At 63.6% G+C, this 21,036-nt stretch carries 21 protein-coding genes and 4 tRNA genes; 15 read left to right on the top strand and 10 right to left on the bottom strand.

Translation table 11 applies throughout. The features are described 5' to 3' along the window. Positions 1 to 260 precede the first annotated feature (260 nt). Positions 261 to 842 carry a TetR/AcrR family transcriptional regulator gene (locus G6N50_RS24645; protein WP_012396369.1) on the bottom strand — a complete coding sequence of 194 codons (582 nt, stop codon included), beginning with the start codon at positions 840 to 842 and terminating at the stop codon, positions 261 to 263. Positions 843 to 908: 66 nt separating this feature from the next. Here G6N50_RS24645 and G6N50_RS24640 point away from each other — a divergent pair, with 66 nt between their 5' ends. Continuing rightward, complete coding sequence (locus G6N50_RS24640) at positions 909 to 2,102, top strand: cytochrome P450 (protein WP_031349045.1); 1,194 nt, start codon at positions 909 to 911, stop codon at positions 2,100 to 2,102. A 12-nt stretch (positions 2,103 to 2,114) separates the two neighbouring features. Here the strand turns inward: G6N50_RS24640 and G6N50_RS24635 are convergent, their stop codons facing one another. Then, entirely contained in the window at positions 2,115 to 2,801 is a 687-nt protein-coding gene (locus G6N50_RS24635; RefSeq protein WP_012396371.1) for a TetR/AcrR family transcriptional regulator, read from the bottom strand. An 800-nt stretch (positions 2,802 to 3,601) separates the two neighbouring features. On the opposite strand from G6N50_RS24635, the gene G6N50_RS24630 reads away from it, so the two are divergent. Together G6N50_RS24630 and G6N50_RS24625 are read left to right on the top strand one after the other, a co-directional pair. Then, positions 3,602 to 6,670: an MMPL/RND family transporter gene (locus G6N50_RS24630; protein ID WP_012396373.1), complete on the top strand. Its 3,069-nt coding sequence runs from the start codon at positions 3,602 to 3,604 to the stop codon at positions 6,668 to 6,670. A 14-nt stretch (positions 6,671 to 6,684) separates the two neighbouring features. Next, positions 6,685 to 7,578, top strand: a complete 894-nt coding sequence (locus G6N50_RS24625; RefSeq protein WP_014941273.1) for an alpha/beta fold hydrolase — start codon at positions 6,685 to 6,687, stop codon at positions 7,576 to 7,578. Positions 7,579 to 7,693: 115 nt separating this feature from the next. On the opposite strand, the gene G6N50_RS29550 is transcribed toward G6N50_RS24625, so the two are convergent. Both G6N50_RS29550 and G6N50_RS24615 read right to left on the bottom strand, forming a co-directional pair. Beyond that, entirely contained in the window at positions 7,694 to 8,116 is a 423-nt protein-coding gene (locus G6N50_RS29550; RefSeq protein WP_012396375.1) for a DUF6188 family protein, read from the bottom strand. A gap of 45 nt (positions 8,117 to 8,161) precedes the next feature. Further along, positions 8,162 to 8,797, bottom strand: a complete 636-nt coding sequence (locus tag G6N50_RS24615; RefSeq protein WP_023866545.1) for a TetR family transcriptional regulator — start codon at positions 8,795 to 8,797, stop codon at positions 8,162 to 8,164. A gap of 381 nt (positions 8,798 to 9,178) precedes the next feature. On the opposite strand from G6N50_RS24615, the gene G6N50_RS24610 reads away from it, so the two are divergent. After that, complete coding sequence (locus tag G6N50_RS24610) at positions 9,179 to 9,778, top strand: TetR family transcriptional regulator (RefSeq protein WP_031349047.1); 600 nt, start codon at positions 9,179 to 9,181, stop codon at positions 9,776 to 9,778. A 70-nt stretch (positions 9,779 to 9,848) separates the two neighbouring features. On the opposite strand, the gene G6N50_RS24605 is transcribed toward G6N50_RS24610, so the two are convergent. Then, positions 9,849 to 10,277 carry an NUDIX hydrolase gene (locus G6N50_RS24605; protein WP_012396378.1) on the bottom strand — a complete coding sequence of 143 codons (429 nt, stop codon included), beginning with the start codon at positions 10,275 to 10,277 and terminating at the stop codon, positions 9,849 to 9,851. Between the two features lie 77 nt (positions 10,278 to 10,354). Between G6N50_RS24605 and G6N50_RS24600 the strand changes: the two genes are divergently transcribed. The 5 genes from G6N50_RS24600 to G6N50_RS24580 all read left to right on the top strand — a co-directional run bounded on the left by G6N50_RS24600 (position 10,355) and on the right by G6N50_RS24580 (position 14,413). Next, positions 10,355 to 11,149, top strand: a complete 795-nt coding sequence (locus G6N50_RS24600) for a GntR family transcriptional regulator (protein WP_012396379.1) — start codon at positions 10,355 to 10,357, stop codon at positions 11,147 to 11,149. A gap of 99 nt (positions 11,150 to 11,248) precedes the next feature. Next, entirely contained in the window at positions 11,249 to 11,671 is a 423-nt protein-coding gene (locus G6N50_RS24595; protein WP_012396380.1) for a hypothetical protein, read from the top strand. Then, entirely contained in the window at positions 11,668 to 13,014 is a 1,347-nt protein-coding gene (locus tag G6N50_RS24590) for a cell division protein FtsK (protein WP_009954443.1), read from the top strand. The genes G6N50_RS24595 and G6N50_RS24590 overlap by 4 nt, the downstream gene beginning before the upstream one ends. Before the next feature lie 10 nt (positions 13,015 to 13,024). After that, the gene (locus G6N50_RS24585; RefSeq protein ID WP_012396381.1) at positions 13,025 to 13,255 is read left to right on the top strand and encodes a helix-turn-helix transcriptional regulator; all 231 of its coding nucleotides are present in this window, start codon (positions 13,025 to 13,027) and stop codon (positions 13,253 to 13,255) included. Further along, positions 13,256 to 14,413, top strand: a complete 1,158-nt coding sequence (locus tag G6N50_RS24580; protein ID WP_012396382.1) for a site-specific integrase — start codon at positions 13,256 to 13,258, stop codon at positions 14,411 to 14,413. Between the two features lie 32 nt (positions 14,414 to 14,445). On the opposite strand, the gene G6N50_RS24575 is transcribed toward G6N50_RS24580, so the two are convergent. From G6N50_RS24575 to G6N50_RS24565, 3 genes are all read right to left on the bottom strand, one after another. Beyond that, positions 14,446 to 14,522, bottom strand: a tRNA-Phe gene (locus tag G6N50_RS24575). Between the two features lie 26 nt (positions 14,523 to 14,548). Further along, a tRNA-Asp gene (locus G6N50_RS24570) sits at positions 14,549 to 14,625 on the bottom strand. Positions 14,626 to 14,654: 29 nt separating this feature from the next. Continuing rightward, positions 14,655 to 14,727, bottom strand: a tRNA-Glu gene (locus G6N50_RS24565). 124 nt (positions 14,728 to 14,851) lie between these two features. On the opposite strand from G6N50_RS24565, the gene G6N50_RS24560 reads away from it, so the two are divergent. Beyond that, a tRNA-Lys gene (locus tag G6N50_RS24560) sits at positions 14,852 to 14,927 on the top strand. A 40-nt stretch (positions 14,928 to 14,967) separates the two neighbouring features. Here G6N50_RS24560 and G6N50_RS24555 read toward each other — a convergent pair. Next, positions 14,968 to 15,867 (bottom strand): class I SAM-dependent methyltransferase, encoded by a 900-nt coding sequence (locus G6N50_RS24555; protein ID WP_083093863.1) that lies wholly within the window; start codon positions 15,865 to 15,867, stop codon positions 14,968 to 14,970. Positions 15,868 to 15,985: 118 nt separating this feature from the next. On the opposite strand from G6N50_RS24555, the gene G6N50_RS24550 reads away from it, so the two are divergent. Both G6N50_RS24550 and G6N50_RS24545 read left to right on the top strand, forming a co-directional pair. Next, positions 15,986 to 16,483, top strand: a complete 498-nt coding sequence (locus tag G6N50_RS24550) for a nucleoside deaminase (protein ID WP_083093866.1) — start codon at positions 15,986 to 15,988, stop codon at positions 16,481 to 16,483. A 123-nt stretch (positions 16,484 to 16,606) separates the two neighbouring features. After that, a complete protein-coding gene (locus G6N50_RS24545) occupies positions 16,607 to 16,810 on the top strand; it encodes a zinc transporter Slc39a7 (RefSeq protein WP_083093985.1) in 204 nt (67 codons plus the stop codon). 21 nt (positions 16,811 to 16,831) lie between these two features. Here G6N50_RS24545 and G6N50_RS24540 read toward each other — a convergent pair whose 3' ends face one another. Next, positions 16,832 to 17,905: an oxygenase MpaB family protein gene (locus G6N50_RS24540; protein ID WP_083093868.1), complete on the bottom strand. Its 1,074-nt coding sequence runs from the start codon at positions 17,903 to 17,905 to the stop codon at positions 16,832 to 16,834. A 67-nt stretch (positions 17,906 to 17,972) separates the two neighbouring features. Between G6N50_RS24540 and G6N50_RS24535 the strand changes: the two genes are divergently transcribed. The 3 genes from G6N50_RS24535 (at position 17,973) to dusB (ending at position 20,922) form a co-directional block, all read left to right on the top strand. Then, complete coding sequence (locus G6N50_RS24535) at positions 17,973 to 18,587, top strand: TetR/AcrR family transcriptional regulator (RefSeq protein WP_142275458.1); 615 nt, start codon at positions 17,973 to 17,975, stop codon at positions 18,585 to 18,587. Between the two features lie 171 nt (positions 18,588 to 18,758). Then, positions 18,759 to 19,781: an acyl-ACP desaturase gene (locus G6N50_RS24530; protein ID WP_083093872.1), complete on the top strand. Its 1,023-nt coding sequence runs from the start codon at positions 18,759 to 18,761 to the stop codon at positions 19,779 to 19,781. Between the two features lie 7 nt (positions 19,782 to 19,788). Continuing rightward, a complete protein-coding gene (gene dusB / locus G6N50_RS24525; protein WP_083093874.1) occupies positions 19,789 to 20,922 on the top strand; it encodes a tRNA dihydrouridine synthase DusB in 1,134 nt (377 codons plus the stop codon). Positions 20,923 to 21,036 lie beyond the last annotated feature (114 nt).

Here is a 21,036-nt window from a genome sequence, read left to right as displayed (position 1 = left end):
CGTCCGCTAGGCAGTCTCGGGTAGGGCATATCTGACCGGCGTAGATTGCCAATGACGTGCGTATCCCGTCCTTCATGAGGGACAGCAGGCGCAGGTCAGCCATAGCCACACAGTCCCTCGTCCGCTACACAGCAGCCAGTGCGCTGTGAAATCCTGCCGCCGTTGCTCGTGTTGGTCGGGTGGACGTATTCCGAACCCGCGGTATTCCTGCGAGATGTCGTGCCGGGCTTGCCGGTCCCAGATTGGTCCCCCAGGGGCAGCTAGCGTGGCCGTAAGCCGATAAACGCGACGTCGTGGATTGTTCGCGCGATTAGCTCTTCGTTGAGCGCATCGTCGGTGATGAGGTAGGTCAGTGCGCTGATCGTGACCGCACCGAATAGGGCGATGGCGGCAGCTCTGGGTTTGTCGAGTGCCACGAGTGAGCCGTCGGCGGCACCCGCCCGAAGCAAGGTCTCGACGGGTTCGAAGTAGGCAGTGGTGATCATGTCCGCGATGGCGGGCATGCGGGCGGCGCGGCCCAGTTCCCCGATGAGGGCGCGACAGACCGCGGGCCGCTGGGCCATCACGCGCAGTTGAGCATTGATGACGGTGTGCAGGCGTTGGGCGGCGGTGCCGTCTGCCTCGACGATCGCGGTGACCTCGTCCGCGACGTGTTGTAGGACGTCTTCGAGCAGGAAGGCGAGTATTTCTTCTTTACCGGCGAAGTAGTAGTAGAGCGTGGCCTTGGCGATGCCCGTGGTCGCGGCCACGTCTTCGATCTTTGTGTCGTTGAGTCCGCGCTCGGCAAAGAGTTCGGCCGCAGCCGGCAACCGTTCGGAAATCTGAGCGGGAATCTTACGCATAAAGTCCTCCCCTCGGTTTAAACTCTCAGTCTAAACCGGTGTTCTGCAATGTGGCAGGAGACGCTCATGTCGACCGTACAACTTCGCTACGACCCCTTTGACCCGGAAATTCAGGATGACCCCTACCCCGTCTACCGGCAGCTACGCGACGACGCACCCGTCTACCACGCCACCGATACCAACACGTGGGTACTGAGTCGCCACGCAGATGTCATCAGCGCGCTGCTGGACCATCACAGCTACTCGTCGGTCGACGGAGTATTTCCGACTCCGCCGGGCTCGACTTTTCGCGAATCGCTGCTGCCGATGATGATTTTGATGGATCCCCCGCGACACGATCAGCTGCGGGCATTGGTGAGCAAAGCCTTCACACCACGCCGAATCGCGGCGCTGACGTCCGCGATCGAGGACCTCGCTGATCACTTGACGGGCGGCCTAATACAGGAAGCAGGTTCGGCCGATTTCGTCGCCGACTTCGCAGCTGTACTACCAGCGATGGTGATCGCTGATTTGCTCGGTGTGCCGCGCGAGGACCGCACACAATTTCGGCAATGGTCGAACGCGCTGGTGCAATCCAATCCCACCCACGGCGAGACCGGCGAGGCTTTGGCAGCCGCGGCCGCGATCTATGGGTACTTCACCGATTTCCTCGCCGACCGCCGCCGCCAACCGCGCGACGACTTGATGTCAGCGTTGGTGTGTGCCGAGATCGACGGAAAGCACCTCAGTGACGACGAACTGCTTGGCTTTTGCCTGCTGCTGCTGATCGCGGGTCATGAGACGACGTCGAATCTGCTGGCCAACGCCGCGGTGGTACTGGCCGACTATCGCGACACCCGCCGCCAGCTGGCTGGCGATGAGAGCTTGCTCGGGGCAGCCGTTGAGGAGTTGCTGCGGTATGACTCACCGGCGCAAGGACTTTCGCGAACGTTGACCCGCGACGTCACAGTGCATGGCGTCAGGATGTCCGCCGGTGAATCGGTGCTGTTGTTGTTCGGCTCGGCTAATCGTGACGAACGCGTGTTCGCCGATCCCGACGTATTTGATATCGGGCGCAAACCCGAACACCAAGTGGCATTCGGCAGGGGCATTCACTTCTGCCTCGGCGCGTCGTTAGCGCGGATGGAGGCCCGGATTGCGTTGCGTGCCCTGCTGGCCCGGGTGCCCAACTGGGAGGTCGACCTAGAGCGCGCGCAACGCCTGCGGTCGGGCCCCATCCGAGGTTATCTGTCGTTGCCGATCTCGTGGTCGGCGAATTAGCCGCGCTGCAGGCTAGTCGGAGCCGCTGCGGCGCGAAACTGGTTTACGGCTGACGGCCCGCTGTGCGGGTTTATCTGCCTGGCGGCGGTGCGCGACGAGGAAGTCATCGACGATGCGCTCGCAGTCTTGACGATCGATGGCACGCAGCCCGGTGAGGCGGGCGAACGCCACAGGCCCGATGAGTTGACACAGGATCAGCTCCATGTCGAAGTCATCCAGGTCGGCGCGAGCTTCGGGGCTTTGCAACAGGGCAACGAACGGTTGTCGATATTGGTCGATGATCCGCGCGCGCAGCGCGTGTCGGTCCTGGGTTTCCTGGGTGCCGTCGGGTGTTGGGCCAAGCGCGACCCAAGCCAGGGTGGTGACATGCAGCGGGGCTTCCTGGAACAGCGTGGCCTGTCGGCTCAACAGTTCGATGAGTTGGTCGCGCATAGATCCCGTCGCCGGTGGCGGGTGGACTTGCGGCAGGAGCCGCTCAAATGTGGCGGCCAGCAGTTGGGTGGAGCTGCTGAAGTGGCGGTACAGGGTCGTCCGCGCGACTTTGGAGGCCTTGGTGACGGCATCGATGGTGACGGCTTCGATGCCGCCGGCGCTCAGGAGTTTGGTGGCCGCATCCAAGAGCCGGGTTCGTGAGCGCAGCCGGCGCGGGTCAACGTCGTCATCGTCGTCGACCGGGAATTCCAGGGTGTCACGCTCCACGTAGTCACCGTAAACCTCACGCGTACCCAGCCCGCACCGAATCGCCCCTGCATCGGTCGATTGATCTGGACTCTAGGCAACTAATGCTACCTATAGTAGCGTAGCGCTACTACTAGTACCCTTTCTTGTAGGGGTCTGTGCGGGGAAGGAGGGAGCATGATCGGGCAGTGGGTCGGACAATCCCGGGTTGAGCAGCCCCAGGGCGTGGCTACCACAGGCCGATTCGTGTGGCGGACGAACGAACTCTGCCGGCGGGCGCGAGGGGGAATCGTGCACTCGGGCGGGGCTGGTCGGCGATGAATGTCGCGCTTGCGCTAACCAAGACGCATGTGTGGGCGCTCGGGGTTCGCGATTTCAGGCTGGCCCGCCGCGCTATCACCCGGCGCCTACACCCACGGCCGCCGGTCGACGACCAAGGCCGCGTTCGTCCCCGTCACTACCCCCCTCGCTCGTGCTCTTACTTGGACGACGAGTTGATGAACCGGGAAATGTATGACCACGTGCGCGAGGAGCCAATCAGGTTGATATCCCGGCTGGGATTTCGCCTGCGCCGTTGATGAAACTATCACAGTGCGGAGTGCATCGTTATTGCCAAATCAACTGTGCGCAAAGGGATCACGTATCGCTATACCGGACATGCTGGACAGTCGACGGCGCGTTGGCCACCGCCCGAAGCTGCTGGTTGCGCGGCGGCGATCGGAGTGATTCGGTCACCGGTGGCAGTTTTGCCGGGCAGGCGGAAGGGTACTAGTAGTACTGTTGCGATACCGTTGGTTTCTTTTGAGGTAGCGGGGCGGGGGATGGCGGATTACGGGTGGGTTTCTTCGGGTGTGGCGACCTTGAGTCGCCCCGTTCGGGAGCGACTGCAAAAAGTGGCGGCCGGTGAGGGCGCATACAGCGATCGGCTGGCCCGCCTGGCGGGTTTCAGCATCCGGCATAAGGTGCTGATCATCGGCATGTGGGTGGTGACCGCCGCCGCCCTGGCGGTGCTGTTCCCGCAGCTGGAAACCGTTGTTAGACAGCAGTCGGTGAATCTCATACCGCGCGATGCGCCATCGCTGCAGACGGTAGACCGCATGGGCGCGGCCTTCGGCGAGCAGGGATCCAAGACAACGATATTTGTCGCGATGGAGGATCCGGCGGGCCTGACTGCGCCGGTGCGCCAGCGCTACAACACCATGATTTCGCGATTGCGTGCCGACTCGGAGCACGTACGCCTGGTTCAAGACTTGTTGGCCGACCCCGTCACCGCAAGCCAGGCAGTCAGCCAAGACGGCAAAGCCTGGTATGTACCGGTGGGAGTGGCCGGAACGTTGGGCGATGTCAAAGCTGCCGAATCGGTCCAGGCGGTCCGCACGATCGCCGCCCAAGCATTCAGCGGCTCACCCACCAATGTTCGCGTCACCGGGCCCCCAGCCACCTTCCACGATCAAATCGCCTCGGCCGAAGAGGATTTGGTTGTCATCTCGATCGCGACGGCAGGCCTGATCGCAATGATCTTGCTGGTCGTGTATCGGTCGGTGTTTACCGCCTTGCTGCCACTGCTGGTCATCGGTGTAAGCCTGGCAGTGGGGCGCGGAGTGCTATCGGCGTTGGGCGAATCGGGCATGCCGGTATCGCAGTTCACCATCGCCTTCATGACGGTGATCCTGCTGGGTGCCGGCACCGATTATTCGGTGTTTTTGATCAGCCGATATCACGAGCAGCGACGCCAAAACGTTCCGCCGGATCTGTCGGTGATCAACGCGACCGCCACCATCGGGCGCGTGATTTTGGCTTCGGCCGCCACCGTGGCGTTTGCGTTTCTGGCCATGGTGTTCGCGAAGTTGAGCGTGTTCGCCGCGTTGGGTCCGGCGTGCGCTATCGCCGTCTTTGTCGGATTCGCGGCCACGGTGACGTTATTTCCCCCGGTGTTGGCGCTGGCGGCCAAACGCGGCATCGGTGAACCCAAGGCAGATCGCACTCGCCGCTACTGGAACTGGATCGCCGTGGCGGTGGTCCGTCGACCCGTGCCGCTATTGGTCGCCAGTCTGGCGCTGGTGCTAGGCCTGGCAGCCGTCGCGCTGACTATGCACATCAGCTACGACGATCGCCGAGGACAGCCGGCGACCACGGCCAGCAATGAGGGATATCGACTGCTGGACAGGCACTTTCGCAAGGACGCCATCGTCACCGAATTCATGGTCGTCGAATCGCCCACCGATATGCGCACCAGCAAGGCCCTGGCCGACCTGGATGAAATGGCCTCTCGGGTCTCGCAACTGCCCGGCGTCACCAAGGTCTCCGGTGTCACCCGGCCGACGGGCGCGCGTCTGGACCAGGCTCAACTGTCGTGGCAAAACGGCGAGATTGGCGACAAGATGGCCGGCGCGGTCGCCAAGGGCGACGCACACAAGGATGACCTGGCCAAACTCACCCACGGCGCCGACCAACTCGCCGGCGGTCTCGCGCAACTGGACACCACCTTGCGCACCGCGTTGACCCCGTTGACCGGACTCCTCACCCAAGCCCAATCCAGTGGATCCCAAGTCCAGCGGTTCCGTCCGCTGCTACAGCAGCTTTCGGCTACCGCCCCGGCCGTCGACCAAGCCATCCGAACCGGTCCGGGACTGCGCCAGCAAGCCGACCAGGCCCAAAACGCGATCGCCGCCATCGACCCGCTCGTCGGTGCGCTCAACACCTCCCCGTGGTGTGCGACCACACCGGAATGCACCCAACTCCGCGACCAGGTCCAGATCCTGGTGACCCTGCGCCATACCGGCTTCTTCAACCAGCTCGCCAACCTCGGCGACCTGTACCAGCCCGGCAGCGACACCGCGGCCGGCACCGTGGCCGACGTCCAAAACACAATCACGTCGCTGGACAAGACTTTCGGAGCGCTCGGCGACCCCGCCGACCTGGCCGGCAACATCCGCCGCCTCCAAAGCGGCATCAGCCAACTCGCCTCCGGCGCACAGGCGCTCGCCACCGGCGTGCATACACTCGCCGACAGCAACATCGAAATGCTGTCAGGCATGAGCCAAATCGCCACCCAACTGCAGAATTCCGCACGAACCACCGCCGGCTCCGACAACGCCAGCGGCTTCTACCTGCCCACCAATGCCTTCGAGAACCGCCAATTCGCCGACGTTGCAAAGCATTTCCTGTCACCCGACGGAAAAACCGCACGTTTCGCCATCGAATCCAGTTACGACCCCTACAGCAGCGACGCGATGAACCTCGCCCACAAAATCACCGAGGTCGCCGATGCCGCACGACCCAACACCTCGCTGGCCAACGCCACGGTGTCGATGGCCGGATTCCCCGCCGTCAACTCCGACATCCAACGCCTGCTTTCCGCCGACTTTCATCAGCTGGCCTTTGCGACCCTCGTCATCGTCGGCCTCATCTTGGTCGTATTGCTGCGCGCCCTGGTCGCCCCGCTCTACCTGTTGGGTACCGTCGTGCTCAACTACGGCGCCGCGCTCGGACTGGGAACCCTCGTCTTTCAATATGGCCTTGGCAAGGAAATCGCCTGGCCCGTACCGCTTCTGGCGTTCATCATCCTGGTCGCCGTCGGCGCCGACTACAACATGCTGCTCATCTCGCGACTACGCGAAGAATCTGCCCACAACATTCGCGTCGGCGTCCTGCGAACCGTCGCAAACACCGGCTCAGTCATCACTTCGGCCGGGCTCATCTTCGCCGCCAGCATGTTCGGCCTGATCGCCGGCTCCATCGCGATCATGATCCAAGCCGGATTCATCATCGGCTGCGGCCTACTACTGGATACCTTCGTCGTTCGCACCCTCACCGTTCCCGCGATCGCCACCCTGCTGCGCGAAGCGAGCTGGTGGCCGCAACGGAAACCCCTGACTCACAACGGCTGACCACATCGGACCACATGACGATTAGCCAGGGGCGCATCCGCACCAGCGACGGGATCACCCTCGTGGCCGATTGCTACCGCCACGCCGCGACTCGCCCCGTCGTGTTGCTGCTCCACGGCGGCGGTCAGAACCGTCACGCATGGGCCACCACCGCTCGCCGACTCCATTCCCACGGCTACACCGTCGTCGCCTACGACACACGAGGTCACGGCGACAGCGACTGGGACCCCAGCGGACAATACGACGTCGAACGGTTCGTATCCGATCTGATCTCGGTACGAGACCACGTCAGCCCCGACAGTCCCCCCGCCGTCGTCGGCGCGTCGCTGGGCGGGCTGATCATCCTCGCTACCCACCTGCTGGCCCCACCCGACCTCTGGGCAGCCGTTGTCCTGGTCGACATCACCCCACGAATGGAATTTGATGGGGCCCATCGCATCGTGTCATTCATGGCCGCACACCCCGACGGATTCGGCACGCTCGATGACGCCGCCGATGTCATCGCCGAATACAACCCACGCCGCGCGCGACCCGAAAATCTCGACGGCCTGCACAAGGTTCTGCGCCAACGGAGCGACGGGCGATGGATCTGGCGCTGGGACCCCGCCTTCATCAGCTCCAACTTCGATGTCCTGCAAGGCAATCTCATGACCGGCAGCGAGGAGTTCGACGCCATCAGTGGATTTCTCGCCGACGCAGCACGTCGAATCACGGCCCCAACGCTGCTAGTACGCGGCGCACTGTCAGACGTCGTCTCCCAGGACACCGTCAACGAATTCCTCCAGCTCGTCCCACACGCCGAAACGACGGACGTCACCGGGACCGGTCACATGGTTGCCGGCGACAACAACGACGCGTTCACCGCCGCGGTCACCGACTTCCTCGACCGCACAATGGGGATGACATGAAGATCCAATCAATGGACACGGCCCGCCCTGCTATTGATCTCGTTGAATTCGACGAATCCGGCTGCCATTACGACTAAGCGCTCCAGATTGTTCCCTACGCCCCGCATGTAGTGATTTACGTAGTATCTAAGTCGTCGTCTTCGGCAGAAAGGTCGTGCCGAACCGCTCGGACTCGGCCCCGAGGCAGACACGCCATGTAGCCATGGCCTTTGCCATAGAGTTCCCACGCGGTCGCTGCTGCATCTGGGAGGACATCGATGCGGTGTCCGCGGGAGAACCCGAGATGGAGCGACCCGTCATCGTCGAACCAGGCCCGCGTGCATACCGCTCCGGCAAGGTCCAACAACGTCCGCTCTTCCGGCGAAAGGTGGGCGGGGTCGATCAACACCTCTTCCTCGGGCCAGGCTCCTACTGCAGGAAGCGTCAGCCGCATCGGACGGGAGATTACGAGCTCGCTGTAATCGTCGAGGTCGAGTACCAGGCCACCTTGCAGTGAGACTCGCTGAACAGTGCACTGCTCGATCCATTGTGCAGGCATAGCCGCTCCCTTCGACACGTCAGCGGAGCCACACTTATAAGACTTCTAGTATCGCAGCGATACTGTCGGTATTGCTAGAGATCGTTGGCGCCCGCCCACATCAAGAACAAGTCGCATAGCTCCGTCGATGCACTCGCGTGTCTGCTCCGCTGTTGCCCGGCCGCCGACGAAGGCCATCAAGTTGGCCAGCCAGATATCAGCGATGAGCCCTGCGATCTGTCGCTCGTGGATTCCTTCCGTACCGCCACTCAGTGCCCGCGCCAGCATGCTTTCGATCAGATCGGCGGCATGTTGGGCCGCCAGAGCTTCATCGGTGCCAGCAGTAACGAATGCGCGAACCACGGCCTCGGTGAGCTTCACATTTTGCTGCCATTCGTCGTGAAGCCGCCGAGTCAAGGATTCCACTCGCCGAATCGGGGACGCCGCACACGTGCTCCAGTCGCGTTCTTCATCCAGGCGCACGAACTCGCGGGCGAGCAGCGTCACCAGCAGGTGGGTCTTCGACGTGAAATGGTCATACACCGACCCGACCGTGACGCCGGCTTGCTTGGCGACCGATTTGAAGTGGACCGCCTTGAAGCCGCCCAACGTTGCGACCGCCCGGGTGGCGTCGAGGACTGCTGCGCTGCTCGCGGTGTGTGCCCCTGGACGAGACATCGCGGCCTCTACCTCAGCCAACAAGACACAGACCTCTACTGGGGGATGGACCTAGCAACCTGAGGCTTGCGGAGCGCCACTTCTCAGCGGAATGTCGACAACCCGGACAGCACCGAGAACGGCAGGCACGAGCGCACTGTTTGGCGACCGATATAGCCAGCGCCGAATTTGCGCCATGCCGAGCCGGTGTGAAACCTGAGCCCGATTGGCGGGCACCTGTGGCCGCGGCTACTCGCGAATATTCGTGAGGCGACCGCCATTCCCGTGCAATCCGCGTCGCCTGCCTCGGTCCCCGACATCGCGACACCAGCAAAACAACCCCTAGTACTGTTGGTTTCGCTACGCTACTGTTCGTACCATAGCGCAGAAGGAAGCCTGGAATGTCGGATTGACGAAGGCGATGTCATGCCCTCCGCAAACACTGGCTCGTTAAGGGACCGACGCCGCGCCGAGTTGCTCTCGCAGATCCAGGGAACCGCACATCAACTTTTTGCCGAACGTGGATTTGCTGCGGTGACCACCGAGGACATCGCTGCCGCTTCCGGGATATCCATCAGCACGTACTTCCGCTACGCGCCTACGAAGGAAGATCTGCTGATCGCCCCCTTGCGGCAAACGGTCGCTGAAATCGTTGCCGCCTATGGCACTCAGCCATCGGACCAATCAGCAGCCGACGCGCTGATCGCGTTGTTCGCCGAAACCGCGTGGGACAAAACCAATCCGAAGCCGCACTACTGGCAACAAGCCATACTGACCGCCCCCCACCTACTGAGCAAATCGGCACTGATCAGCGATAACGATGGCCGCAAGTTCATCGAACTCGTCGCTGCACGGATGGGCGTCGATGCAGGGTTGGACATTCGTCCCTCGCTGCTTGTCCACACGGCCTTGGCCACCGCACAATTCATACTTCGACGCCGGCTGAGTGAAGACACTAAAACGAGACCACCGCTCCACGTTGAGTTGGAACGGGCCTTGAGGGTTACGTTGGCTGGATTCGACTGAGTGCAGACCGCTTTGGAAGTCCGGGCCGTACGGTTGGCCAACTGCCCGGCAATCTGGTCCGTCATAACCTTTAACCTGAAACGACATTTACTCCATCATGGGCGCGGGAGTGCGGATCTTCATCGAATGCATCTAGAACCCGCACTGCGAAGGCAGGGCTCATCTCACCCTCAACTTGTTCTTTCGTCATCCAACGGACTTCCCGAGCTTCGGCAGTCGGGTGCGTGTCGCCGGCGGCAGGACCGCACCGGTAAACCAGCGCGACAATGCCCTGAGTAAGGTTCTTGTAGACCCCGGTGAGACGTTGCACTGTGACCTTCAATCCAGTTTCTTCGAGCACTTCGCGTCGAACGCCGTCCTCGAAGGACTCGTGCAGTTCGAGTACTCCGCCGGGAGCCTCCCAGCGGCCGTTGTCCTCTCGCCGGATGACGAGAACCCGACCGTCATCCCGTACAACGACCCCGGCGACACTGACCGAGTGCTTTGGCGTAGTTCCCATCGTTGGTCTCCATTGTTCGACGCCGGCAGACGTGACACCGGTTGACTGGCTTCCTAGACTAGTCGTCTAGACATGTAATGGAAGGCTGCCGGGTGCTGCAACTTGGACAAATCGATCGCACCGATGACAAACCACCGTATCGGCAGATCGCGAGCATGTTGCGGGAGGCGATCAGTTCCAGTCGGTTCCCGCCTGGGGAACGACTGCCGTCCGAGGCGGAACTGATCGAGCATTTCGGTGTGGCCCGCATGACCGTAAGACAGGCCATGCAGGAGCTTCGTTCCGACGGACTCGTCATCTCGCAACACGGCCGCGGAGTGTTCGTCCGGCCGACGCCACCAATCCGCAGGCTGGCGTCGGATAGATTCGCACGACAGCATCGCGCCGAAGGAAAGGCGGCTTTTTCCGTCGAGGCAGAGAAATCTGGCTACTCGCCGCAAGTCGACAATATCGCCGTCAGCCGCGAGAAGCCGAATTCGTTTATAGCGGAACAACTTCGAATATCAGCCGACGATGACATCGTCGTGCGATCGAGGCGTTACCTGGCGAATGGACGACCCGTTGAGACGGCCGTCTCGTACATTCCGGCGGCATTTGCCGAAGGCACGAGGATCGAGCAGGTGGATACCGGACCCGGTGGTATCTACGCGCGCTTAGAAGAGCACGGTCATGTGCTTGCTCGCTTCACTGAAGAAGTCGCCGCTCGGATGCCCACTCCTGAAGAACGGCGGCAGCTGGAGCTCGACTCGGGAGTTCCGGTGCTGACGGTGCTGCGAACCGCTTACGACACCAATGACGTGGCGGTGGAGGTCTGCGACACCGTGAAGGTGGCCTCCGCCTACCTGCTCGAATACGAGTTCCCGGCCCGCTGAGCGCAAAGTCTCACACGAATCACGTGTCGGCCGTTGCACTCCTCTAGACGACTATGTAACCTCAACTTGTCTAGAGCAGTTCTACGAAAGGTCGACAAAATGTCTGTGCCGAAGTGGCTCACGCTGTCTCACCAGCAGGTCTTCCCACACAAAGCGTTCGTGGTGTCCGACGTGACGCCGGTGATCGATTACGAGCGGTCAACGAAAGACAACAAGGTTCAGGCGACTGATCGAGAATCAGGCCTGCCGTTGTGGCAGGTGGAAGTCCTCGACGGCGATCCGGCCGCGAGCAAGCGGGCACGCACCCTGACCGTCAAGTTCGCAACGCCAAAGCAGCCTGTGTGCCCACCGAACACTGCCGGAATGCCTTTCACACCAGTGATTTTCGAGGGGCTGTGCGTGTTGCCGTACGTAGACCGTTCGAGCGAATCCGGCCGCATTGCGTGGTCGTTTCGGGCCTCGGGCATGACCGCGGACACCGGCAAGGCGGGGTCCTCAGCGGCAGACCGGGCGTCAGCATGAGTCAGTACGACCCCGTAGTACCTAGCGATCCGTATTCGATTCCAGATCCCGACGCCGGGACGGACCTCTTTGACCTCACGCACGTGCTGACGGTCGGCGCCACGTGGCTCACCGCGGTGACCGGGGTGGTCACCCTTTCGCTCGTCGTTTGGAGACTGCGTTCGCCCGCCACATTTAGGCGCTATGTCGCAACCCCTGCGCGGCGGGCCCGATGGCTGCTATGGGCGTTGATTTCCTGGCCACGAGTTGCCAAGGCCTGCGGGCTGTCGACTTCCGAGCGCGTGGCAGGTACGGACTCGCAGGGCAAGACCACGACGAAGACGGTTTGGACCCACCCTCGCCTTCTCGGAGTGAGCATCTCCGATCACTGTCTGCACATGACCGTCCGCACACGAACGGGCCAGACAGTCGATGACCTCGAAACCGCGGTCCCCGCAATCCGCGACGCTGTCGGGGCACATTCCGCCCGTTCCACGGTGGTTGCACCCGGGACGGTTCGCATGGAATTGGTTATGCGACAACAGCTGTCGGCCATCGAAACTGCTAGACGGCCAACCTGCACCGAGGCAACTGCCGTTAAGATTGGCCGACGCGAGAACGGCTCGGCTTGGATTCTCCGCGTCGCTGGCCTCCACACCCTCACTGTTGGGTGCTCAGGGGCGGGCAAAGGCTCCATTTTCTGGGGCATCGCAGGCGGACTGGGCCCAGCCGTCAAGTCAGGAACCGTCCGGCTGTTCGCCGTCGACCTCAAGTACGGGATCGAAGTGTCAGTCGGCTCCGCCCTATTCAGCAAGATTGCGACAACCGAGGTCGAGGCCGCGAGCTTGCTAAACAAGTTGGAGGAGCTGCTGGATAGCCGTGGCCGCAGGATGGCTGGCCGAGCACGTTCGCACACACCGAGCGCCGCCGAACCGCTAGTCGTGCTGCTTATAGATGAATTGGCGGGCTTGACCGCGTACATGACGGACGCCGCCCTGAGGAAGCAAGTTGCGGGCTCGCTCTCACGCATTCTGACGAAGGGCAGGGCCGTAGGCATCGTGGTCGCCGCCTTCATGCAGGACCCTCGCAAGGAGATTCTGCCCATGCGCGGGTTGTTCACCCAGACCGTTGCATTGCGGCTGCGTTCACGCGACGAAGTCGCGATGGTTCTGGGTGATGGCCTCGCTGATGCCGCACCCGCGCACCGCATCAACCCGAGTGAACCTGGGACCGGATACGTCATCGCCGAAGACGGATCAACGATGCGAGTACGTGCCGACTACTGGCCAGATTCGTTAATCCGTTCTGTTGCACAAGAATACGGTCTCACTTGCCAAAGACCCACTGGCCCCACAGAGAACTGAGGACAGCGGCATGGCAATTCTTGGCATCAACGCCACCACCGCAATAGCGACCTTTCCAGAGCTGCTGACAGCGGAACAGGTGGCGGAGCTGCTTGGCGTGTCCACTGCCACCGTGAGCCGATGGGGCGCGCTACGCGTACACGGCGCAGATGTGGGGCCGCCGTGCTACACGCTATCCGATCGCGTAAGACGTTGGGACGCAGCGGAAGTCCGCGCGTGGCTCAAGCAGGTGCGCCGCTAAGTGGCCGGATCAGTACCGCGCGGCATCCGAAAGCGGACGAATTCAGCCGGCCAGGCGCGCTACCAAGTGCGCTACCTGGTGCGCGATCCAAACTCCCCGTCAGGATGGGTCGAGACGTCATCGACGTTTGCCACCATGCGGGAAGCGCGCGCGTTCAAGGCCGATCGCGACGGCGAGGCGGCGATCGGCGCCCGACGATTCGACCCCAGACTTGGCCGCGCCAGCCTCTCCGCTATCTGGACGCAATACAGCGCATCGAAGCAGCCGGCCGTTTCCCCCAAGACGTGGAGCGGCTACGCGCAGCATTGGGAGCTACGTATCAGCCCGCGCTTCGGCCATGTCCCGGTTGACGAGATCAGCCGGAAGGACGTGCAGCAGTTCATCGGCGGCCTCACCGTGGGCCCGTGGGCCAAACTCGCCACGCTCCGGCTGCTGCGCTCGATTCTCGACATGGCTCGCGAGGACGGCCGAATTCACATCAACCCGGCCCAGGGTGTGTCATCCGGTCGGATTCCGGCGCGGGAACGTCACCGCTACCTCTCCGCCACGGAAGTCGCCGCCCTGGCACACGCCTGCGGCGACCAAGGCGACATCGTCACAATCCTGGCCTTTACCGGTCTGCGCTGGTCCGAACTCGTCGGCCTGCGCGTCGGCGACATCGACCTCAAAGCACGCCGCCTCTACGTCCGCCAAGCCGCCCCGGACGTAGAGGGCCGAATCATCGTCGGGCCGCCGAAAACTCGCGCAGCCGTCCGAACCGTCCCACTCCCCCGAATCGTCATCGACGCGCTGAAGCCACGAATCGAAAACCGCTCGACTAAAGAGCAAGCGATCACATCACCAAATGGCGGCTTCCTGAGATCAAACAACTGGCGCAGACACACCCACTGGAACAAAGCCCTCAAGAAAACCGGCCTGGCGCCGCTGACGATCCACGACCTCCGCCACACGTACGCCAGCCTCGCCCGCAAATCCGGGGCCGACCTCCGCTACGTCCAGAAGACCATGGGGCACTCGACCCCGACCGTCACCGCCAACATCTACAGCGACCTCTACTCAGACGAACTCGACCACGTCGCTACGAATCTCGACCGGCTCAATGACGTCGCCAAAGACCAGGCGAACGGACAGGAACCGGACACACCGAAACATCCATAGAGTGCTGTCACCGCGTCCGTGCAGCTCAAGATTGGTGGCCAGGGGCGGGATCGAACCGCCGACCTTCCGCTTTTCAGGCGGACGCTCGTACCGACTGAGCTACCTGGCCGGAAGGCAGCGAATGCATCGCCGCGCTGGCGACCCTGACGGGACTCGAACCCGCGACCTCCGCCGTGACAGGGCGGCGCGCTAACCAACTGCGCCACAGGGCCTTGCTGCTGCTCCGCGTCACCGCGTCGCGTACCCCCAACGGGATTCGAACCCGTGCTACCGCCGTGAAAGGGCGGCGTCCTAGGCCACTAGACGATGGGGGCCAGAACCGAATCACTCCGGGGTACTCGCAACGTGGTTTCGTTGGGAGCCACGTCAGCTTAGGTCACGGTGTGCCCAATCCTCAAACGAGCCGCGTTTTCGGTCCAAGTATCCTGAATCTCCGCGGCCCCTATAGCTCAGTTGGTAGAGCTACGGACTTTTAATCCGCAGGTCCTAGGTTCGAGTCCTAGTGGGGGCACCACGACGCGCACGGCCCAGGCCGTGGGCACTCCGATCACGGCTCATCGCCCGAGCACCGCGCTGCTGTACGTGACGTCGGCGAAGGCCGCGGCGACGTCGTCGTCGGCGTAGACAAACCCGTTGGCGGCATGCAACTCCGCAATGGTTTTCGACGAGGTCTGCCAGCCGCGCTGGCTCAGGTGGTCGACGATGTGGCTGCGCTGCCCGTGATAGACCAGATCGTTGAAGTCGATCTCGAAGCCCAGCTCGCTCATCCGGTCGTGATGGGCGCGCCACCGCGGGTCGGCGAAAACGGCAGTGTCAGGGACGAATTCGAAGGCGAGGCGGCTGCCGGGAGCGCTCAGCGTCGTGATGTTGTCGAACAGCGCGTCCTGGGCTTCGTCCGGAAGGTAGACCAACAGGCCTTCCGCGCTCCATGCCGAGGGGGCCTGCGGGTCGAATCCGGCTGCCTGCAGGGCCGAGGCCCAGTCGTCGCGCAGGTCGATGGCAACGGTGCGCCGCTCCGCGGTCGGCTCGGCCCCCAGGTCGCCCAGCGTCAGGGTCTTGAATTCGATCACCTCCGGCATGTCGACCTCGTAGACGACCGTTCCCTCCGGCCACGGCAGCCGGTAGGCCCGGGAATCGAGGCCCGATGCAAGGATCACCACCTGGCCGATGCCGCAGCGGGTCGCGTCCAGAAAGAATTGGTCGTAGAACCGGGTCCGGCAGGCCATCCCCTGCGCCATGCGCTGTGGATCGAACTCCGTGTTCCCGCCGGCCGCGATTTCGCCGTTCACCAGCCGGACGTAGACGTCGATCCCGACGGCCCGCACCAGCGGCGCCGCATAGGGGTCCTCGATCAACTTCGCGTCCGAAGACAGGGCCCGCTGGGCGGCCACCATGGTCGCCGTCGCCCCGACACTCGTCGCAAGATCCCAACGATCACGTTCGGTGCGTGCCATGGTGCCGCCTTCAACGGGTCACGAAAAACATAGACAATCTACTTAGTATCACAGGGCCGCAGCCCGGCCCGCGGGACTACTCTCCGACGTATCTGCTCCCGTTCACGCCGGAGGACCCGTGACCGATTTCGCACAGCGGACGATCGACCTGGCTCGCCGCAACGTGACAGAGGGTGGCCGCCCGTTCGCAACGGTGATCGTCCAGGACGGCACGGTGCTCGCCGAGAGCGCCAACAAGGTCGCCCAGACCAACGATCCCACCGCCCACGCCGAAATCCTGGCGATCCGCGACGCCTGCATGAAGCTGGGCACCGAGCACCTCGTCGACGCCACCATCTACGCGCTGGCCCATCCGTGCCCGATGTGCCTGGGCTCGCTGTATTACTGCTCACCCAAAGCAGTCGTTTTCCTGACCACCCGGGACAGCTACGAGCAGTACTACCTCGATGACCGCAAATACTTCGAGTTGTCCACGTTCTACGACGAATTCGGCAAGGAATGGGACCAGCGACGGCTGCCCATGCGCTACGACCCCAGAGACAACGCGGTGGAGGTTTATCGGCTCTGGAACGAGCGCAACGGCGGCCGCCGGTCGACGGTCGTCCCCTCGGCCTGAACCGCGTCCTTGGCAGCGGGACCAACCTTCACTAGTATTTGCGTATACATGCAGATAGCGGCAAAGACCGGGGCGGGCGCGGGCCAGCAGCCACACGGCATTTCACCCGAGGAGAGAACACCGGTGAACGAACAGCACACCCACGACGCGCCGCACGCGCACGAACACCGGCACGGGGACGTGACCCACGCCCACGCTCACACGAGCCACGAACATGACCACGTCGAGCACGAGCACTCACACGCTCACGCCGACGGCGCCGAACACACCCACCAGCACGTGCACCAGGCGGGCCTGGAGGAAGTTCACGGTCACCCCCACGCATAACGCGGACGGCGCCAGCGCGGCTCAGGACACCACCGGGCAGTAATGCTTGGGGTCGCCGCGCTCGTCTTCGGGCGGCAGGTTGCGCGCCGGGGTTTGCACCAATGGCGTATCGAGGGGGATCCGCCCGCTGGCGCGGTCCAAGCCGGCCCGGGCCCGCGGGTGCTTGCGGAACCTGCTGGGCACCAGGGCGAACACGCCACGAACGACGTCCCCGAAGCGCCGGTGCAGCCACTCGTCGCGCTGTGACCACCGGTAGCCCATCAGCTCCCGCACCGGTGGGTCGTACAGGCCGACCGTCACCCAGACGAAAAACGGCGCCAGCAGCTTGCGCTGCGCGGCCCACAGGAAGTCCGGAATCCACTGCGCGAATGGGGGTTTCGGTAGCTCGGTCAGATCGAGGACGGCCCGGGCCGCCCAATTGTTCTCCAGCACATTGCGGCACATGTGGTCCCAGTAAGCCTGGAAGTCCTCCCAGGAATCCGGCACCGGCCGCATGCTCATGCCGTACATGCGGTACCACTCGACATGTTCATCGAACAGCTGACGCTTCTGTTCCTCGGTGATCCCGCCGCAAAACCGTTCGGCCACATGAATGGTGCCCATAAAGAAGGTGGAGTGCGCCCAGTAGAAGACGTCGGGGTTCAGCGCGTGGTAGCGCCGGCCCTGGTCGTCGACACCCTTGATGTCGGTGTGGTAGTCGCGGACCTCGGCGCCGGTGACCGGCGCGCGATCACCGTCGAAGACGACTCCGCCGATGGGATACAACGAGCGCAGCAGACGCGGCCAGCGCTCGCGGAAGAACGTGGAGTGATCGATGACCGCCGCGCCCAGCTGCGGATGCAGGTTCTGCATCGACCCCGCCCACGGCCCCTGCAGCATGCCCCGCCAGTCCCCGAAGTACCGCCAGGTCAGCGAATCGGGCCCCAGCGGTGCCGGGGGCGCGTCGTACCCCGCCGGGGACACCGGGCAGCCGCCCGCGACACCGTCGGAGGCGTCGGTCGGCCCGGCCGAAACCGACTGCTCAGCGGTGGCGACGACATCGCCGCCTGCGACGTCGCTGGTCAGAGGGCGCGATGCGGACGTATCTTGAGTCACTATTGGATCCCTGTAGGTATCGTGAATTTTGACTACAACCGTTGTCACTTTAGAGCTTAGGAGCGATGTGCAGACGGGTCAACGACGGGGGCGCTGGACCGGCGTCCCCTTGGAGAGTCGCCTCGCGCTTCGCCGTGACAACCTCATCGGCGCCGGCGTGCAGTTGCTCGGCAGTCCGGGCGGGCCGGCGCTGACCGTGCGCGCCGTCTGCCGGGAGGCCGCACTGACCGAACGCTATTTCTACGAAAGCTTCGCCGACCGTGACGAATTCGTGCGCGCGGTCTACGACGATGTCTGCACGCGCGCCATGACCACCCTGACGTCGGCGACGACCCCGCGGGAGGCCGTCGAGCGATTCGTCGAGCTGATGGTCGACGATCCGGTTCGCGGTCGCGTGCTGTTGCTGGCGCCGGCGGTGGAACCGGTTCTGACCCGCTCCGGCGCGGAATGGATGCCCAATTTCATCGACCTGTTGCAGCGCAAGCTATCCCGGATCGGCGACGCCGTACTGCAGAAGATGATCGCCACCAGCCTGGTCGGCGGCCTGTCGAGCCTGTTCACCGCCTATCTGCACGGTCAGCTGGGCGCCACGCGCAAACAATTCATCGACTACTGCGTCAACATGCTGTACATCACGGCCGCGCCGTACGTCCCGGCGGGCGAGTTGGGCAAGTCGCAGTAACGCGCGTTTTCTTTCGCGTCGCATCGGCAAGTCGTACAACTATACGTAGAGACCGTGTCAGCTTGAAACCGGCATCAAACCGTCATCTGCCGCGCCGGACGGGGAACTTGATGCTACTGAAGTACACAGATATATTGACTGCTACCCATCGACACAGATACTGGAGGGCCTATGTCAGCCGAGCTGACAAACCTACAGCTGCTGCAGGAACTCGAGCCGTTCGTCGAGAAATACCTGAACCGGCACGAGAGCATGCACAAGGACTGGAACCCGCACGACTACATCCCGTGGTCGGACGGTAAGAACTACTACGCGCTCGGTGGGCAGGACTGGCACCCCGAGGAGAGCAAGCTCTCCGACCTCGCCCAGGTGGCGATGGTGCAGAACCTGATGACCGAAGACAACCTGCCCTCGTATCACCGCGAGATCGCGATGAACTTCGGCATGGACGGCGCGTGGGGCCAGTGGGTCAACCGGTGGACCGCCGAGGAGAACCGGCACGGCATCGCGCTGCGCGACTACCTGGTGGTGACCCGCGCGGTCGACCCGGTCGAGCTGGAGAAGCTGCGCATCGAGGTGGTGAACCGGGGATTCAGCCCGGGTCAGAACCAGCAGATTCGCGCCGACCTGTTCGCCGAGAGCCTGTTCGACTCCGTCATCTACGTGACGTTCCAGGAGCTGGCGACGCGGATTTCGCACCGCAACACCGGCAAGGCCTGCAACGAGACCATCGCTGACCAGCTGCTGGCCAAGATCTCGGCCGACGAAAACCTGCACATGATCTTCTACCGGGACGTCAGCGAGGCCGGTTTCGAGGCCTGCCCCAACCAGGCGATGCGATCGCTGCACAAGGTGTTGCGCAACTTCCAGATGCCCGGCTACCAGGTGCCCGAGTTCCGCCGCAAGGCCGTCGTCATCGCCGTGGGCGGCGTGTACGACCCGCGCATCCACCTCGACGATGTGGTCATGCCGGTGCTGAAGAAATGGCGCATCTTCGAGCGCGAGGACTTCACCGGCGACGCCGCCGCGATGCGCGACGACCTCGGTGTGCTGATCAAGGAGCTCGAGCAAACCTGCGAGAAATTCGAGATCTCGAAGCAGCGCCAGCTCGAGCGGGAAGTCCGCACCGGCAAGAGGACCACCGCAGCCGAGCTGCATCTGACCGCGGGCACGCTGACCATGAGCCGGCGGTAACCAAGCGGTGCGCATCGGTTCCATCGCGCTCGCCAGCCCGGTGGTTCTGGCACCGATGGCGGGCGTGACCAACGTTGCATTCCGGACGCTGTGCCGCGAACTGGAGCAAGCCAAGGCCGGCACCGTCAGCGGGCTGTATGTCTGCGAAATGGTAACGGCGCGTGCGCTTGTCGAGCGCCATCCGGCCACCATGCACATGACCACGTTCACGCCCGACGAGTCGCCACGCTCGCTGCAGCTCTATACCGTGGACCCCGCGACCACCTACGCGGCCGCCAAGATGATCGCCGACGAGGGCTTGGCCGATCACATCGACATGAACTTCGGCTGCCCGGTGCCCAAGGTGACCAAACGCGGCGGCGGATCGGCGCTGCCCTACAAACGGCGGCTGTTCGGCCAGATCGTCGCCGCGGCGGTGCGCGGTACCGAGGGCACACAGATCCCAGTGACCGTCAAGTTCCGCATCGGCATCGACGACGAGCACCACACGCACCTCGATGCCGGGCGCATCGCCGAAGCCGAGGGGGCCGCGGCCGTCGCGCTGCATGCCCGGACGGCGGCGCAGCGCTACTCCGGCACCGCGGACTGGAAAGAGATCGCCCGGCTCAAAGAGCATGTGCAGACGATCCCGGTGCTCGGCAACGGCGATATCTACGACGCCAGCGACGCGCTGACGATGATGGCCACCACCGGATGCGACGGAGTCGTCATCGGCCGCGGCTGCCTGGGGCGGCCCTGGCTTTTCGCCGAGCTGTCGGCCGCATTCACCGGTGGCCCGCCGCCCACGCCGCCCACCCTGGGCGAGGTCGCCGACATCGTCCGCCGGCACGGGCAGCTGCTGGCCGCGCACTTCGGCGAGGACAAGGGCATGCGCGACATCCGCAAGCACGTCGGCTGGTACCTGCACGGTTTTCCGGCCGGTTCCGAGCTGCGCCGGGCGCTGGCGATGGTCAAGACGCTCGACGAGCTGGATTCCCTGCTCGACCGGTTGGACGGCGCCGTGCCGTTCCCGGACGAGGCGACCGGCCCTCGCGGCCGGCAGGGTTCCCCGGCGCGGGTGGTGCTGCCGGAGGGGTGGCTGGCCGATCCCGACGACTGCACGGTGCCCGCGGGCGCCGACGTCATGCACTCCGGAGGCTGAGCCGGGCGTCTCGAAATCGCGTCCGGAGCGATAACTCAGTACGATGTGGGCTTTGTTGCACGCGCTCGGGTAGCGGATGGGTTCGGTGCCGCTGCACGGGGGTGACAAGAACTG

The organism is Mycobacterium mantenii (assembly GCF_010731775.1).
Classification (GTDB): Bacteria; Actinomycetota; Actinomycetes; order Mycobacteriales; family Mycobacteriaceae; genus Mycobacterium; species Mycobacterium mantenii.
Note: the sequence above shows the minus strand (reverse complement) of the source record. Positions and strands in the feature narration are given on the sequence as shown.